The 15,142-nt window shown below is 51.1% G+C and carries 14 protein-coding genes and 1 pseudogene; 11 read left to right on the top strand and 4 right to left on the bottom strand.

What is annotated here, in order from left to right; all coding sequences use genetic code 11:
* The first annotated feature begins 101 nt into the window (after positions 1 to 101).
* From BJQ97_RS18200 to BJQ97_RS15225, 5 genes are all read left to right on the top strand, one after another.
* Positions 102 to 362, top strand: coding sequence for a hypothetical protein (locus BJQ97_RS18200; protein ID WP_160157212.1), 261 nt, complete (start codon positions 102 to 104; stop codon positions 360 to 362).
* 115 nt (positions 363 to 477) lie between these two features.
* Positions 478 to 2,136, top strand: coding sequence for an IS1634 family transposase (locus BJQ97_RS15240; RefSeq protein WP_160157211.1), 1,659 nt, complete (start codon positions 478 to 480; stop codon positions 2,134 to 2,136).
* 166 nt (positions 2,137 to 2,302) lie between these two features.
* Positions 2,303 to 3,550, top strand: a complete 1,248-nt coding sequence (locus BJQ97_RS15235) for an MFS transporter (protein WP_160157210.1) — start codon at positions 2,303 to 2,305, stop codon at positions 3,548 to 3,550.
* The gene (locus tag BJQ97_RS15230; RefSeq protein ID WP_160157209.1) at positions 3,543 to 3,842 is read left to right on the top strand and encodes a hypothetical protein; all 300 of its coding nucleotides are present in this window, start codon (positions 3,543 to 3,545) and stop codon (positions 3,840 to 3,842) included. Before BJQ97_RS15235 ends, BJQ97_RS15230 begins: the two co-directional genes overlap by 8 nt.
* Before the next feature lie 295 nt (positions 3,843 to 4,137).
* The gene (locus BJQ97_RS15225) at positions 4,138 to 4,755 is read left to right on the top strand and encodes an FMN-binding negative transcriptional regulator (RefSeq protein WP_160157208.1); all 618 of its coding nucleotides are present in this window, start codon (positions 4,138 to 4,140) and stop codon (positions 4,753 to 4,755) included.
* 370 nt (positions 4,756 to 5,125) lie between these two features.
* On the opposite strand, the pseudogene BJQ97_RS18255 reads toward BJQ97_RS15225, so the two are convergent.
* Positions 5,126 to 5,434 (bottom strand): annotated as a pseudogene (locus tag BJQ97_RS18255) (IS1634 family transposase); the annotation flags it as partial.
* On the opposite strand from BJQ97_RS18255, the gene BJQ97_RS17480 reads away from it, so the two are divergent.
* From BJQ97_RS17480 to BJQ97_RS15205, 3 genes are all read left to right on the top strand, one after another.
* Positions 5,397 to 5,786, top strand: a complete 390-nt coding sequence (locus tag BJQ97_RS17480) for a hypothetical protein (protein ID WP_201451746.1) — start codon at positions 5,397 to 5,399, stop codon at positions 5,784 to 5,786. The pseudogene BJQ97_RS18255 and the gene BJQ97_RS17480 sit on opposite strands and share 38 nt — an antisense overlap.
* Positions 5,764 to 5,910: a hypothetical protein gene (locus BJQ97_RS15210; RefSeq protein WP_236567288.1), complete on the top strand. Its 147-nt coding sequence runs from the start codon at positions 5,764 to 5,766 to the stop codon at positions 5,908 to 5,910. The genes BJQ97_RS17480 and BJQ97_RS15210 overlap by 23 nt, the downstream gene beginning before the upstream one ends.
* Before the next feature lie 391 nt (positions 5,911 to 6,301).
* Positions 6,302 to 7,750, top strand: a complete 1,449-nt coding sequence (locus tag BJQ97_RS15205; RefSeq protein ID WP_160157207.1) for a S41 family peptidase — start codon at positions 6,302 to 6,304, stop codon at positions 7,748 to 7,750.
* A 104-nt stretch (positions 7,751 to 7,854) separates the two neighbouring features.
* On the opposite strand, the gene BJQ97_RS15200 is transcribed toward BJQ97_RS15205, so the two are convergent.
* From BJQ97_RS15200 to BJQ97_RS15190, 3 genes are all read right to left on the bottom strand, one after another.
* Positions 7,855 to 8,847, bottom strand: a complete 993-nt coding sequence (locus BJQ97_RS15200; protein WP_160157206.1) for a glycosyltransferase family 2 protein — start codon at positions 8,845 to 8,847, stop codon at positions 7,855 to 7,857.
* A 16-nt stretch (positions 8,848 to 8,863) separates the two neighbouring features.
* Positions 8,864 to 10,537 carry a DUF6044 family protein gene (locus BJQ97_RS15195; protein ID WP_160157205.1) on the bottom strand — a complete coding sequence of 558 codons (1,674 nt, stop codon included), beginning with the start codon at positions 10,535 to 10,537 and terminating at the stop codon, positions 8,864 to 8,866.
* 214 nt (positions 10,538 to 10,751) lie between these two features.
* Positions 10,752 to 11,294: a MerR family transcriptional regulator gene (locus BJQ97_RS15190; RefSeq protein ID WP_160157204.1), complete on the bottom strand. Its 543-nt coding sequence runs from the start codon at positions 11,292 to 11,294 to the stop codon at positions 10,752 to 10,754.
* A 218-nt stretch (positions 11,295 to 11,512) separates the two neighbouring features.
* Between BJQ97_RS15190 and BJQ97_RS15185 the strand changes: the two genes are divergently transcribed.
* The 3 genes from BJQ97_RS15185 (at position 11,513) to uvrB (ending at position 15,141) form a co-directional block, all read left to right on the top strand.
* Positions 11,513 to 12,685, top strand: a complete 1,173-nt coding sequence (locus BJQ97_RS15185) for a PDZ domain-containing protein (RefSeq protein ID WP_160157203.1) — start codon at positions 11,513 to 11,515, stop codon at positions 12,683 to 12,685.
* A gap of 13 nt (positions 12,686 to 12,698) precedes the next feature.
* Positions 12,699 to 12,923, top strand: coding sequence for a CsbA family protein (locus tag BJQ97_RS15180; RefSeq protein ID WP_044732624.1), 225 nt, complete (start codon positions 12,699 to 12,701; stop codon positions 12,921 to 12,923).
* Between the two features lie 241 nt (positions 12,924 to 13,164).
* On the top strand, positions 13,165 to 15,141 hold the full coding sequence (gene uvrB / locus BJQ97_RS15175; RefSeq protein ID WP_160157202.1) for an excinuclease ABC subunit UvrB: 1,977 nt from the start codon (positions 13,165 to 13,167) through the stop codon (positions 15,139 to 15,141).
* Position 15,142: the final 1 nt, after the last annotated feature.

The following is a 15,142-nucleotide window of genomic DNA, read 5'->3' as shown; positions in this document are numbered from 1 at the left end:
ATTCTCTTAACCATGACAGTCCTATAAACGCTAATCTGGAATTGATATATGTGGAAAAGGCGCTTCAAGCGGACTGAAGCTAGTAGGGGGAATGTGGAAGCATGGGGGTGCAAGGCATGGCTGGATGCTGTAGCTTGCCTCCCAATTGGCGAGATCTCATTGAGAACAAGGAGATTTGCCCAAAATGCTCTGCTGCAGGGTCGCCAATAGATGAAGGGGAGATGAGAAAAGTTTTGAACAAGGATAGTTGGGACTTGGTTATTGAACGGGAAGATTACTTTCGATGCCTTACCCCACATTGCCCGGTTTCCTTGTTCAGCAGGGTCGATGATATGTGGTTTTGGATGCGGGATATTGTATAAGGGGGGGTAGTTCACCTCACATTTCGCACCCTCCCGACGAAAATCGGGAGGATTTTTTCATCCCGATGTCGAATAGGTCCTTGGTACACAAGGAATGCAAAGGAGTTTCCACACCATGGACGTTCGAATTCGTGCTATTTATGAAAGTTCCTATTTGAATATAATAAGCGCCATCTTCAAGGATCTTGGCCTCCCCCAGCTGATTGACCGGCTAGTTCCGGTGGATCCCCAATGCCAAACCCGAGCCAGCGATGTGGTCTGGCTGCTCATCCTGGATATCTTGAGCGGCCGTCAAGCGCTGGTTCATTTGGAACGATGGGCGCATGAAATCGATTTGCCCAAGCTGATCCGGCCGGGGCTCCAGCCTTCTTGGTTCAATGACGATGCCATCGCCCGCCATCTGGATCGCCTGTATGATGCCAACATCCATCAAGTCATTTCGGCTTGCCTTGTGCAGATCTACAAGGAGGAAGGCATCCCCCTTCGGGTGTTCCATGCCGATACGACCGATGTATCTGTTTACGGCACGTATGAATCGGCCTCGCCGGATACCCTGCATATTGCCCATGGCTGCAACCGGCAACACCATTGGCAAAAGCAGATCGGCTTCGGACTGATCGGCAACGAGGATGGCGTTCCTTTTTATGGAGATGTGCACGACGGCAACCTGCCGGACAAAACGTGGAATCCCGAGGTGCTGTCCCGTGTCCATGAGCAGCTGAAGCAAGCGAAGATCGAGGACGAATGGATTTATGTGGCGGATTCCGCCGCGATGACGAAGGACACACTGGCGCAAACGAAAGCGGCGAACGCCTTTTTGATCACCAGAGGCCCTTCGTCGCTCCGGATCGTGAAAACCGTGCTGGCGCAAGCCGATGCCAGGGACACGACGTGGAGCGATCCATTTTCGCTGGCGGAGAAAAACGGCGCCACGTATCGGGTATGGGAAACGACATCGACGTATGAAGGACATCCGGTTCGGCTGGTCGTCGTCGAATCGAGTGCCCTCGACCAACGGAAAGGAAAGACGCTCGAAAAAGAACGAGCACAAGAAGCGGAGCTTCTTGCGCAGGAACAAGCCCGTTGGGAGCGCCACCCGTTTTCGTGCCGGGAAGACGCCGAACAAGCCTTGGCATCCCTCAAGGCATCCCTTCGTCCCCGGTTCCATCGAGTGGAGGCCGTCGTCGAAGAGATCGTGCGTCCGAAAAAACGGCGCGGACGGCCGAAAAAAGGGGCGGAACCGGAAATGGAGACGCTGTACACGCTTCGCCTGAGCGTGGAATTCGACCAAGACGCGTGGGAACAGGCGAGACGGAAAGCGTCCCGGTTTGTTCTCGTCACGACGGTGCCGGAGGAATGGAAGGACCGACGAATGGACGCGAAAGAGATCTTGAAGCTGTATAAAGGGCAGATCTCGGTGGAAATGAACTTCTCCTTCCTGAAAGATCCGTTCTTTACGGACGAGATTTACGTGAAAAAACCGGAACGAGTGGCGGTGTTGGGCTATTTGTTTCTCCTCGCATTGGCCATTTACCGCGTCTTCCAGCGCCGGGTGCGTCAGTTTATTACGCCGGAGTGCCCGTTAAAGGGCGCAGGAGGCCGCAAGCTGACCCGTCCGACCGGGCAGGCGATTTTTCAGTTGTTCTGGTATGTGAAAGTCGTCCTGTTGGAGCTGCCGGATGGGCAAATCCAACGCGCGTTAGGGAAACCGCTCACCTACGAGCAGCGAAGGATTCTGCAAGAGTTGGGAATGGACGAAAGCATTTACGTCTAATCTCATAAGGAACGATGAGAGATGGTAAAAAAAGGATTGCCATCGCTTGTTGTGTTGGCTCAAAAAATATTTTAAAAAAATGAATAAAAAATCCTTTGTTTCTGCACTACTGGGGTGCGAAATGTGAGTTACAAAATATATAGTTACAGAAAAAGAGTGAAAAATTATGAATGTAAAGGGTTTTACAGGTCCTTTAACAAATCGTAATTTTATCTTTTTGCTTATTGGGCAAACTCTATCCCAATTCGGTGATCGTTTACACCAAGTTGCTCTTCTATGGTTTACTTATCAATTAACTAATTCCGGGGAAGTTGTTGGTTTGATGGCAACTGCTACTGCACTCCCTTATCTTCTATTTGGGATGATAGCTGGAACTATCGTAGATACGCTCGATAAGCGTAAAGTCATGATTTTAGCTGATTTGTTAAGAGGAATATTAATCACACTATTATTTATACTCAGCTGTATAAAATTGGTCAATTTGTGGTGTTTAGTCGCTATAACATTTTTAAGCAGCAGCATAGCTCAATTATTCGAACCGGCTAAACAATCTTCAGTACCGCTATTTATTCATAGTGAAGAGTTACTTAACGCAAATTCTTTATTATCATCTTGGCAACAGGGAGCTCGTTTGGCTGCACCAGTAATAGGTGGCCTATTAATGGTAACTTGGCCACCTTACTATTTATTTTTAGTAGATGCAATTACTTTTTTTATCTCTGCTTTAATGATTTATTATATGAATTTTGACTCTAAAAATAAGAAGTCTGAGAAAGACCATTCAATTAAAGGGCGTTTAATTGGTTCGCTTCTATATATGCGCACAATGCCTTTACTACTGCTACTGTTGATAATGTATGCGGGTGTTAATTTAATATTTCATGGTACTTCTGTTGTCTTTCCACCAATTCTTTCTGAAAAAATTTTGAATAAAGGTTCATTAGGATATGGATCGATGCTTACAGGTTATTCTTTTGGTATGCTACTAGGAGCAATTGCAATAAAACGGATTGTAACTCGTTTTTCAATTTTGCGTATTTTTTCAGGTGCAATTTTTTTCGGCGGAATTAGCTACATGATATTGGGTATGACTTCATTATTAATAGTAGCTATTATTTGTTTCGTTTTATGCGGGTTCTTTTTTAATATTGTTTCAATCTCTTTTGTTACTACTATCCAACAAAAAGTTCCTATATCTCAACAAGGATCAATCTTTGGCTTAATCGGAATGATAGGAATGGGAGTAACCCCTTTATCTACTCTCGCTGCTTCGTTATTATTGTTAGTTATTGATATTAAGAGTTCATTTTTGTTGTCAGGGGGATTAATAGCTCTTATTGGATTTGTTGCTTTTTTTAACCCTCTAATGAAATCAAAGTTTGTAGAGAGGGGAGAAGTCAAGGCTTATGATTGATTCTTTAATCGCATGTCCGCGTTGTCATTCTCCTTTAGAATTAGAGGAAAATGGTGAATATGGTTGTAATAATTGCTTCATTCTTTATGGTTTTGAAGAGGGAATATTAGATCTTTATTATTCACCTCTACCAGATTTTGATGGTTTACAACCGTATATGTGGAGTGATTTTTATTTCTTAGAAAACTTACTTAATAAAATTGTGAAGCCAGGAATGGTTATAACAGAAATATGTTCGGGAGCAAACTATGTTGTTCCTGCAATACTATATAGATGCAATTTGAAGCTTTAACATTTGTCGCTTTTACCGAGCATTTGATCGACTGTGGGGCGAACGAACAACCCCGCTTCCAGACCCATGTATGGGTCTGTGAAGCGGGTGGTTGTTCGGTCTTCCGTCACGCCAAGGCGTGACGGGGGCAAGCCTGTGGCTTGCCTTCAACAGTCGAAAAATGGACAAGCCTCTTTTCCGTCAAGGATATGTTAAACTTTTTCGTTGCATCTATATAGGTGGGACGGTTGACTATTCGTGTTCTGCGGACAAGGGATAGAGAGTTGTTTTATAATCAAAAATAGGGGGCGAGAACATGTATATTCCTTCATATTTCCAAATACAAGATGAAGATGTTATTTACAATATTATCGAAAACAATAGTTTTGCTACACTATTTTCTCAACATAATGGAAATCCATTCGCAACCCATCTACCGTTAACATTGGATAAGAATAAAGAATACTTATATGGTCATTTTGCACGTCTTAATCCTCAATGGAAGGATATAGAAGATCAAGATGTCTTAGCAATTTTTCATGGTCCCCATTGCTATATCTCCCCCTCTTGGTACGAGACAAATATAGCAGTTCCAACATGGAATTATGTAGCTGTTCATATATGCGGAAGAGTGAAGATTGTAGACAATGAACAAGAATTAATAAATTCTCTGTGTGACATGGTATTGAAATATGAAGAACCAAATAGTTCATACAAATTAGATAAGGTGGATATTAAATATTTAGAAAGTATGGCTAAAGGAATTGTAGGATTTAAAATCAAAATTAATAAAATCAAAGGTAAGGCAAAGTTGAGTCAAAACCATCCATTAGAACGGCAAAAACTTATTATTCAGCGATTAGAACAAATTCCTAATGAAAATAATCAAAAAATTGCCTCTCTGATGAAGAGAAACCTTAGAAAAAAATCTTAATTGGTACCAAACCTTCTTTTTTGAGCATATTAAATGAAACACAACCTAAAAAGCGGATATAGCAAAGTCATACCCAACAGCTGCCACCACCAAAGTTAGACGGAAATGACGTTATCACTTGGAGAGTGCCGAATTGACCGTTATATCACCGTTATGAATTAGCACGGCAAGAGCAAGAAAGATTTGTTATCAAAACAGCTTACCTCACATTTCGCACCCTAACAGGGTAGCAGGGTAGAAAGAAAGGATTTTTTATTTCGTTTTTCAGAATAACCTTTCGACCAACACGACGAGCGAGGGCAATCCTTTTTTTACTATATATGGTCGTTCCGTATAATGTTACACGTAAATGCTTTCGTCCATTCCCAACCCTTGCAGAATCCTTCGCTGCTCGTAGGTGAGCGGTTTCCCTAACGCGCGTTGGATGCGCCCATCCGGAAGCTTGAACAGGATGACATTCACGTATTGAAACAGCTGAAAAATCGCCTGTCCCGTTTTCAAGCTTTCCTTTTCGCTGGTCGAGCGCGCTCGATTCGACGACGATCAAGCGTACGGGGCGGCCTTCATAGGTCGAGGTCGTTTCCCATACCCGGTGCGTGGCGCCGTTTCTCTCCGCCAAGGCAAAAGGTTCGCTCCACGGGATGTGGGCGGAATCGGCCTCGGCCAATGCTCGTTTCAGTTCTGTGCCTCCTTCCGCTGGCAACGAGGGAAAGAAAGCGGTTGGAAGCTCCAACAAAAATACGGCTGCCCTCATTAGCCGGTTTCCCGGCCTTTCGGCAGCCGCTTGTCTGCTCAGGACGCGATTATTCGCTGTTGTTGCCCTCATCGTCTTGGTCGTGATTTTGATCATGGCCTTGGTCATCGTCATCTTGATCATCGCTGGGTTGCCCAGCATTTTCTCCTTTGTCCTCGTCTTGTTTGACAGAAAGTTTCCGCGCTCGGCCGCTTCCGTATTTCCACTCGAGTTCAAGGCGGAATGGAGTGTCAAGGGAAAAGAGAGTTTGGATTTTGGCGATTACTTCATCGTTTGACAGCGACGGCGAGGCTCATCTCGAACGGCGCGATGCGGCCCGCATCACAGAAACGCCGGTTCTTCGCCTCGCAACGAACAAAGGATCGCGGTTGATGCTCATCGACTTGCCAAAAGAGGTGTGAAAGCGTTTCGTTTTGTGCGGCTCTTTGGCTTGGCCGCCATTTCCGATCCGGCCAAGAAGACGGATCAAGAAGGGGCATCGTTCGCCGGCACGGCGAGGGGTGCCTCTTTTTTCCGCTCTGTATGAGTTGAGAAATCAACAAGGAGCGTGTAAACTAGTAAAGGATAGACAACGCACTAGCATACTCGGTACAAGCCTGACATATGATGGAGATAAAGGCATGGCACGGCGTGAGGCGGTGCTTTTCCTTTTCGTTTTTGTAGAAGCCGCCGTCGTTTAGGCGGAAGAGGCGTCCATTTGCTTCGCCGAAGGAAGAATGAGGAAAGCCCCCTTCTTGCGCCGCTGCAGGCAAGCGGTGGGGAAGGTCAAGCATAGGGTGAGGAGGAAGCAACGTGAAAAAATCGACGACGGCCGCATTGATGGCCATATCGATGCTCATTGGGGCGGGGGGGGCGTACGCTGGCCTCCAGCTGGCGGACCGCCCGACGGACGGCTCGCTTTCGACGATTGTTTCGAATGAGCCGTCCAAGTCGACGAGCGAAAGCGAAGAGATGAAAAAAATCCGGCAAGCTTATGAGCTCATTAAGAATCGGTACGTCGAGAAAGTGGATGAAGAAAAACTGACGGAAGGCGCCATTCAAGGGATGATCAACACGCTCGATGATCCGTATTCCGTCTACATGGATGCCGAAACGACGGAGCAGTTCAACGAATCGCTTGACTCGTCGTTTGAGGGGATCGGCGCGGAAGTGAGCATGATTGACGGCAAGGTGACGATCGTCGCCCCGATCAAAAACTCGCCGGCGGAAAAAGCGGGGCTGAAGCCGAATGACCAAATTTTGCGCGTCAACGGAGAAAGCCTGGAAGGGCTTGATTTATATGAAGCGGTATTGAAAATCCGCGGCAAAAAAGGAACAACAGTGGAGCTTGACATTTTGCGCCCCGGCGTCAAAAACGTGATGAAAGTCAAAGTCGTCCGCGACGAAATTCCGATTCAGACGGTGTATGACTCGATCAAAACGTACAACGGCAAAAAGGCGGGCTATTTGCAAATTACGTCGTTTTCGGAAAACACGGCCGCTGATTTCAAAAAGAAACTGGCGAAGCTGGAAGCCGAGCATATTGACGGCTTGATCATCGATGTGCGCGGCAACCCGGGCGGCTATTTGCAAAGTGTTGAGGAAATTTTGAAGCAGCTCATCCCGAAAGGAAAACCGTATGTGCAAATTGAAGAGCGCGACGGCGACAAGCAAAAATTTTATTCCGATTTAGCGGAGAAAAAGCCGTACCCGATCGTGGTGTTGATTGACAAAGGAAGCGCATCGGCGTCGGAAATTTTGGCGGGAGCGCTGAAGGAAGCGGGCGGCTACAAGCTTGTCGGCGAGACGACGTTCGGCAAGGGGACAGTGCAGCAGGCAATTCCGATGGGCGACGGCAGCAACATTAAATTGACGCTGTACAAATGGCTGACACCGGACGGGCATTGGATTCATAAAAAAGGGATCAAGCCGGATGTGGCTGTGGCCCAGCCCGATTACTTCCATGTCGCTCCGCTTCATGTGGAAAAACCGCTTCGGTATGACATGAACGACGAGCAAATCGCCAATGCGCAAAAAATGTTAAAAGGGCTTGGCTTCAACCCAGGCCGCACCGATGGCTACTTCAGCAAAGAAACCGAACAAGCCGTCCAAGCGTTCCAAAAAGCGAACCAGCTGCCGGTCACTGGGCGCATCGACGAAGCGACGGCGGATGTGCTGCAGGCAAAAATCATGGAAGCCGTCCGCGATCCGAAGCATGATGTGCAGCTGAAAAAAGCGCTTGGCGTGTTGTTTCCGTCGTAAGCAAACCAATGATGGCGGGCAAAAGGAACAAAAAAGAAAAGGGTGCCTCTGCAAAAGACGAGGCGCCCTTTTCATCATATTCCCCGTAGATGATCCGTGGCTTCCTACAGGCGGGCTGGCGTTTTCTCCCTTTCTGACGAAAGCGGCAGCTGCACTGTTTTTTCGATCGCAAACCGCGGCCGTCGTTTCACTTCTTGATAAATTTTCCCGATATATTCCCCGATGAGGCCGAGGCTCATGAGCACGAGCCCGCCGATGAACCAAACGGAAATCATGAGCGACGTCCAGCCCGATTCAGCGTGTCCAAGAAATTTGACGATCAGCGCGTACAGCCCGGCCGCTCCACTGATGAGAAAGGCCAAAAAACCGATGAGCGTAATGGCGCGAATCGGTGCGACGCTCAAGGATGTGATGCCGTCAAAGGCGAAGGCGAGCATCTTTTTGAGCGGATATTTCGACTGTCCAGCCCACCGCTCATGCCGGTCGTAAAAGACGCACGTCGAGCGGAAGCCGACGAGCGGAACCAACCCGCGCAAAAAGAGATTGACTTCCGTGTAACGGCTCAGTTCATCGAGCGCCCGCTTGCTCATCAAGCGGAAATCGGCATGGTTGTAAATCAGTTCGATTCCGAGCGCCTGCATGAACCGATAAAAGGCTTGGGCGGTCGTACGCTTGAACCACGTGTCGGTCTTTCGGCTCCGCCGCACGCCATACACGATGTCATAGCCTTCGCGATATTTTTGCACAAATTCGCGGATCGCCTCGACATCGTCTTGCAAATCGGCGTCAATGGACACGGCGCAATCGGCGTACGCGCGGACGGTGTCAAGCCCAGCGAACAGCGCCCGCTGATGGCCGACGTTGCGAGCGAGCTTCACACCGGAGACAAACGGGTTGCGCTCGCTTTCTTCTTCAATGAACGCCCACGTCCGGTCGCGGCTGCCGTCGTCGACAAACACGATATGGCTGCCGATGGCGACTGCTCCTTCTTCGAGCAGTTGCTCAAGCAAAGCGGTCAGGCGCCGGGCCGTTTCCGGCAGCACGTCTTCTTCGTTGTAGCATGGGACGACGATGGCTAACAACGGTTTGTCCACCATGTTTCTTGCCTCCCTTTCACTCCACTTCGTATACATAAATTTTCCAGACTGACTGTCGATCAGTGAACGCCCGCAAGAAGCGGAGATGGATGTCGCTGGCGTTTTGAATCGGGACGGAGGAAAAAATGTACTTGCCGCCAAGCTGTTTGAACGCCTTTGTGTCGATCTCGAAATGACGGATGACTTTATGCGAGCGTTTCGTGAACATGTAATGTTTCCCGAGCTCTGCCGAAAACAAATAGACGCGGTTGCCCCAATGGTCGAAATAGTCTTTCAGCACCGGGCTTTTGTCCAATTCTTTGGCGATGATGCCGCGAAACTTCCGCTTATACGATAACGGGTAAAAATTGTTGTACGTATCGAGTGTATAAAACCCGTTGTATTGAGCGATGGCCGGGTGAAGCCCAACGCTGGCGACGCGGTAGGACGATACAGGCTTGCCGATGTATTTCTTGATTTTGGTAAATAAATGTTCGGAATAAAACTGCTCGAACGACGGCGTGCCAGCGAGGCGATAGCGGATTTCCTCGTTGAACCCGCCAAGCAAAAGCAGCTGCAGCGCCAAGGCGATCGGTACGAGGCGCCGCCATGCGGTCCGTTCCTTGGCTAAGATTTGCAAGGCCAAGGCAAAGTCGACGTAAATGACCATCGGCCTCAAAAAATGGAAGCGGGCGAAATTGAACGTATTCAAAAGTGAAATCCGTTCTTTCAGCGGCTGCCACCCTTTGTAAAACCAAAACGCATACCAAGCCGATAAGGCGATGTTCAACCAAAACAGCAAAAGGAAGCGCCGCTCCAATGGCCCGCGCTGGCGGCGGCGCAAAACGAGGAAAAACGCCGCCCAAAGAACCGGCAGGATGATCGGCCCATGAACGGTCATTACGTGCGTATGGCCGAGCACATAGTTTTTTAACGTCAACCGAAGGCAATGGACGAAGCTGAGCCGCGAGGAGAGAAACTCGTTCCGGCTCGTCGGTTCGCCGCTGAAGACAAGCGAGTACACGAGGCGATACTCGATGGCCAAAAACAAGCTTGTCATCAGGGCAATTGCGGCGAAAAACCGCTTGTTCCACCGCTTGCGGACAAAGCCGTCCCACAACCAAACAGCTGTCATAGCAGCCAAGAAAAAGAAAAACCCGAGCACAAAGCTGGCGTAAAACGGAAGCAAGATGATCGCAAGCCATTCCTTCCATGTCGCTTCTCCGTTGCGGATCGAAAGAAACGCCCAAAGCGCCAGCGGCATGCCGAGCGTGCTTAACATGCCGGACGGCCAAAACGGTGTCAGCGCAAAAGCAAGCGCCGCCCCGACGCGAATGAGCCATGATTCGGGAGCAGGCAAAAAATGTCGTCTTAGCAGCCAATACATGCCAAGAAAGGCGAATATCCTCGTGATCGTCTGGCTGATGGCATACGCCGTCATGGACGGGAACAAAGCGTGCAGCCAAACGATGCCGCTGAATTCGGTGCCAAACGCGTTGCGCGGCAACCCGTTGATCACTTGCGGGATGACGGCATCAAGCGGGCCGAATAGTTGGCCGCTGCGAACGAGCACGCGGTACCAGGCGATGTTCGAATCCATATTGTCGTGCACGCGAATATGGGCGTGTTCGCCTAAAATGTAAAGCGGAGAAAGGTAGAGAGCCAATACGATGAACGCGATGGCGACCGCTTTTCGTTCTCTTTGTTCCATCTCGCGCGCCTCCTTTCCCATACGGGAAGATTGCACAACGTGATCCATTATAAACCGCTGGGATTAAAAAAGAATAAGAAAATTGTAAAGAAGTAGTGAAGGAAAAAACAAAAAAGAAAGTGCCCCAACGCGCAGCGATCACCGCAACATGCGCGCGAAACACTTTCATCAGACGATATTGGGCGCTTTTGGCGGTCCAACCCGCCTAAACCCTTTAGGCAAACAGCCCCATCACGCGCCCCCAGCCGCGCCGTTTCCGTTTCGGTTGTTCTGACGGATCGCGCGGGGCCGGCGGTTGTTGATTCAGCTGCTGCTCGAGGCGGGCGACAAGCTGCTCCAAGGAGGCAAGGCGGGCGGTCATTTCCTCCATCTCCCGGCGGTGGTGCAACAGTTGAATGGAGACGACGTCATCTGCTTTTTGCTCCAGCTGTTTTTCAAGTTGGTCAAGGCGCGAGGAAACGCGGTCCATTTCCGGCTCGATATATTCTTGGAACAGAGTGTGAATGGGAACGTTTGGCGGCGTTGTCGAAGGACGGCTAGAGGCCGGCGGCGCTTCAGGTGTTGCTTTTGGCGGCGCTTCCATGGCGGCGCCTTGTTCAAATTTGACCCGTTCGAGCAAGGCGATCGTTTTTTCATCAAACAAGTAGTGGCCAGCCTCGTTTTTCCGCAGCGGAATGTCGTATTTGCGCACCCAGCGCTGGATCGTTTTCGGCGATACACCAAGGCGGACAGCGACGTCGGACGTTTTCAATTCCATCGTTTCACTCCTCCTTGTTTCGTCTTGTTTATACTTTTTCCTCTGCATCTTTGAAAATCCTTCCCGGCCGACAAAACTAGTGTTGATTCGGCAAAGAAAGTGGAAAACAGCGAAGATTCGCCATTCGCGAAAAAAGATGGCGGTGGGCATGGGAATTGGCCATGCCATTTGGTAGAATAGAAAATAAAGAATGATGAACGACGCAAGGGGTGAAGCGGATGGCAACATGGTGGCTGGAATGGTTTGAGGGCGTCGCATCGGTTTGGCGGCAGCCGCTTCTTTATTATGGCGCTGCGCTCGCTTTGGCCATCGGTTGGCGGCGGGTGAAGCGGGAGCGCCGAGATTTTCATGTACGTGTCTACAACCTATGGAACGAATGGCGCGGGCTTTGGACGAAAGGATGGATGGCGGGAGCGGTGTTGTCGGCGGCGGCCGTCGGCATCGGGATCGCGGTGCCGCAGGAAGCGGTTTGGACGGTGACGGTGCTGACGGTGCTCTTGAGTTTGACGATGGAAGTGCGGTTGTTGTCGCCTGCTTATACGGTTGGCGGCGCGCTTCTCGTGTTCGGTTTGGCGGAGCAAAGCAGCGCGTTGTCCCGCTGGCTTCCCGATGGCCTGGCGGCGGCGCCGGCTTTGGCGGTGTGGCTTGCGTTGCTTTTGCTGTCGGAAGGATGGCTCATCATTCGCACGCGAAACGAGGCGGCCTCTCCGCAGCTCGCCAAAAGCAAGCGGGGGATGACGGTTGGCCTGCAATGGACGCAGCGCCTTTGGTTTGTGCCGGTTGTGCTGCCTATATCAGGGGGCGCGCTGCCGCCGGCTTCTTGGTGGCCGTTCGTTTCGACGGGAGACGGCTATTCATTTTGGCTCGTGCCGTTTCTTCTCGGCTTTTCCCAGCGCCGCCAGCACATGCTGCCGGCGGAAACGGCGCGCGCGGAGGGGCGGCGCGTTGTCTGGCTGGCGTTTGTTGTCGCCCTATTGGCCGCTTCCGGCATATGGTATCCACCGCTGGCGGTGGCGGCGGGGGCTATGGCCATCATCGGCCGCGAATGGATCGCGTTTTCCGGGCATCGCGCCGACCGCGCACGCCCGCCCCGCTTTGCCCGCCATCCGCACGGCTTGGTGATTGTCGGCGTGCTTCCCGGCTCAAAAGCGGAAAAAATGGGGCTTTCGACCGGAGAAGTCATCATCAAAACAAACGGCGTCCCGGTGCGGAGTGAAACCGAGTTTTACGAGGCGCTCCAACGCAACCGTGCGTTCTGCAAGTTGGATGTCGTCGGACATAACGGCGAAGTCCGCTTCGTCCAAGGAGCGCTCTATGAGGATGAGCATCATGAACTCGGGCTGCTGTTCGTCCGTGATCGGAACGCCTCAGCGTCTGAAGCTGTTTCGTAAAGGAGAATGGACCATGTGGTTTTTAGCGGCACTCATCATTCCGTGTCTATTGGTGCTGTTGTTTGCGCGGGTGACGTACAATCGGTACATTGCGGTGCTGTTGACGACGGCGCTGCTTGTCGCTTCCTACTTTAAAGGCTATACGGACGAGCTGCATGAAATCGTTGCTGACATTGCATCGACGATCGCCGGCTTTCTTTGGGCCGGTCGCATGCTCGACCATCTGAAGCAAAAATGAAGCGGCGTTGTCGGTTCAACCGTCTGTTTTTGGAAAAAGGCATCGCCGGCTGAACCTCGGATTGTCGAAACGGAACGGAGCGAAGATGCGGACCTTGGGCATGAATGGGTCCGCTTTTTGGCGTCTTAGCGAATGGAAATCGCTGTGTAGATTGATGCGAATATGAGTTCGCGTTTTTGATGCATTGATCATAGCGATGTGATACAATGGGGAAAGATGGTACGAAGGAGGAGGCGAAACGGTGGAGGACCGTTTTCAATTAGTGTCGCCATACGAACCGCAAGGCGATCAGCCGCAGGCGATCGCCAAGCTCGTTGACGGCCTGCGCCGGGGAGTGAAGCATCAAACGCTGCTTGGAGCGACGGGGACGGGCAAAACGTTTACGATCTCGAACGTGATCGCCCAAGTCAACAAACCGACGCTCGTCATCGCTCACAACAAAACGCTCGCTGGCCAATTGTACAGCGAGCTGAAAGAGTTTTTTCCGCACAACGCCGTCGAATATTTTGTCAGCTATTACGACTACTATCAGCCGGAAGCGTACGTGCCGCAGACGGATACGTACATTGAAAAAGACGCGAAAATCAACGATGAAATCGACAAATTGCGGCACTCGGCGACATCAGCCTTGTTTGAGCGCCGGGACGTGATTATCGTTGCAAGCGTGTCATGCATTTACGGTTTAGGGTCGCCGGAAGAATACCGGGAGCTCGTCGTCTCGCTGCGCGTTGGGATGGAAATCGAGCGGAACGCGTTGCTTCGGCGGCTCGTTGACATCCAATACGACCGCAATGACATCGATTTTCGGCGCGGCACGTTCCGCGTCCGCGGCGATGTTGTCGAAATTTTCCCGGCGTCGCGCGATGAACATTGCATTCGCGTCGAATTTTTCGGCGATGAAATCGAGCGCATCCGCGAGGTGGATGCGTTAACCGGCGAGGTGCTCGGCGAGCGCGAGCATGTCGCGATTTTCCCGGCGTCGCACTTTGTCACGCGCGAGGAGAAAATGCGGCTCGCCATTCAAAACATCGAACAAGAGCTGGAGGAGCGGCTCGCCGAACTGCGCGCGCAAGGGAAGCTGCTGGAGGCGCAGCGGCTTGAGCAGCGGACGCGCTATGACCTTGAAATGATGCGCGAGATGGGCTTTTGTTCCGGAATCGAAAACTACTCCCGCCATTTGGCGCTGCGGCCGCCGGGTTCGACGCCGTATACATTGCTTGACTATTTTCCGGACGATTTTTTGATCATTATTGATGAGTCGCACGTCACCTTGCCGCAGCTGCGCGGCATGTACAACGGAGACCGGGCGCGCAAGCAAGTGCTCGTCGACCACGGCTTCCGCCTGCCGTCGGCGCTTGACAACCGGCCGCTCACGTTTGAAGAGTTCGAGCAAAAAATCAATCAAATTATTTACGTCTCGGCGACGCCGGGGCCGTACGAGCTCGAACACAGCCCGGGCGTTGTCGAACAAATCATCCGCCCGACCGGGCTTCTCGACCCAACGATCGACGTCCGCCCGACGAAAGGGCAAATCGACGATTTGATCGGCGAAATTCGTGAGCGCGTCGAGCGGGACGAGCGGACGTTGGTCACAACGTTGACGAAAAAAATGGCCGAAGACTTGACCGATTATTTGAAGGAAGCCGGCATCAAAGTCGCCTACTTGCATTCGGAAATTAAAACGCTCGAGCGCATTGAAATCATCCGCGATTTGCGGCTCGGCAAATACGATGTATTGGTCGGCATCAACTTGCTTCGGGAAGGATTGGACATTCCGGAGGTGTCGCTTGTCGCCATTTTGGACGCCGACAAAGAAGGGTTTTTGCGCTCGGAGCGCTCGCTCATTCAGACGATCGGCCGTGCGGCGCGCAATGCGAACGGCCATGTGATCATGTACGCCGATGCGATTACGAAATCGATGGAAATCGCCATTCAAGAGACGAAGCGGCGCCGCGCCATTCAGGAAGAGTACAACCGGAAGCACGGCATCGTGCCGCGCACGGTGAAAAAGGGCATTCGCGACGTCATCCGCGCGACGTATGCGGCGGAAGAGACGGGGACGTACGAGGCGAAGCCGGCGGCAGCGATGACGAAACAAGAGCGGGAAGAGCTGATTCGAAAGCTCGAAGCGGAAATGAAAGAGGCGGCCAAAGCGCTCGACTTTGAACGGGCCGCCCAGCTGCGCGATATCATTTTCGAATTGAAAGCGGAAGGGTGAA

This window comes from Geobacillus sp. TFV-3, from assembly GCF_009901865.1.
Lineage (GTDB): Bacteria > Bacillota > Bacilli > Bacillales > Anoxybacillaceae > Geobacillus > Geobacillus thermoleovorans_A.
The sequence above is the reverse complement of the archived record's forward strand: the minus strand, read 5'-3'. Positions and strand labels throughout refer to the sequence as shown.

Excerpts from the sequence above, each read along its gene's own strand:
- BJQ97_RS17480 (WP_201451746.1), top strand. The coding sequence starts at position 5,397 with ATGTGGGCGGAATCGGCCTCGGCCAATGCTCGTTTCAGTTCTGTGCCT.
- BJQ97_RS15190 (WP_160157204.1), bottom strand. The coding sequence starts at position 11,294 with ATGGAATTGAAAACGTCCGACGTCGCTGTCCGCCTTGGTGTATCGCCG.
- BJQ97_RS15195 (WP_160157205.1), bottom strand. The coding sequence starts at position 10,537 with ATGGAACAAAGAGAACGAAAAGCGGTCGCCATCGCGTTCATCGTATTG.
- BJQ97_RS15240 (WP_160157211.1), top strand. The coding sequence starts at position 478 with ATGGACGTTCGAATTCGTGCTATTTATGAAAGTTCCTATTTGAATATA.
- BJQ97_RS15235 (WP_160157210.1), top strand. The coding sequence starts at position 2,303 with ATGAATGTAAAGGGTTTTACAGGTCCTTTAACAAATCGTAATTTTATC.
- BJQ97_RS15185 (WP_160157203.1), top strand. The coding sequence starts at position 11,513 with ATGGCAACATGGTGGCTGGAATGGTTTGAGGGCGTCGCATCGGTTTGG.
- BJQ97_RS15230 (WP_160157209.1), top strand. The coding sequence starts at position 3,543 with ATGATTGATTCTTTAATCGCATGTCCGCGTTGTCATTCTCCTTTAGAA.
- BJQ97_RS15200 (WP_160157206.1), bottom strand. The coding sequence starts at position 8,847 with ATGGTGGACAAACCGTTGTTAGCCATCGTCGTCCCATGCTACAACGAA.
- BJQ97_RS15180 (WP_044732624.1), top strand. The coding sequence starts at position 12,699 with ATGTGGTTTTTAGCGGCACTCATCATTCCGTGTCTATTGGTGCTGTTG.
- BJQ97_RS18200 (WP_160157212.1), top strand. The coding sequence starts at position 102 with ATGGGGGTGCAAGGCATGGCTGGATGCTGTAGCTTGCCTCCCAATTGG.
- BJQ97_RS15225 (WP_160157208.1), top strand. The coding sequence starts at position 4,138 with ATGTATATTCCTTCATATTTCCAAATACAAGATGAAGATGTTATTTAC.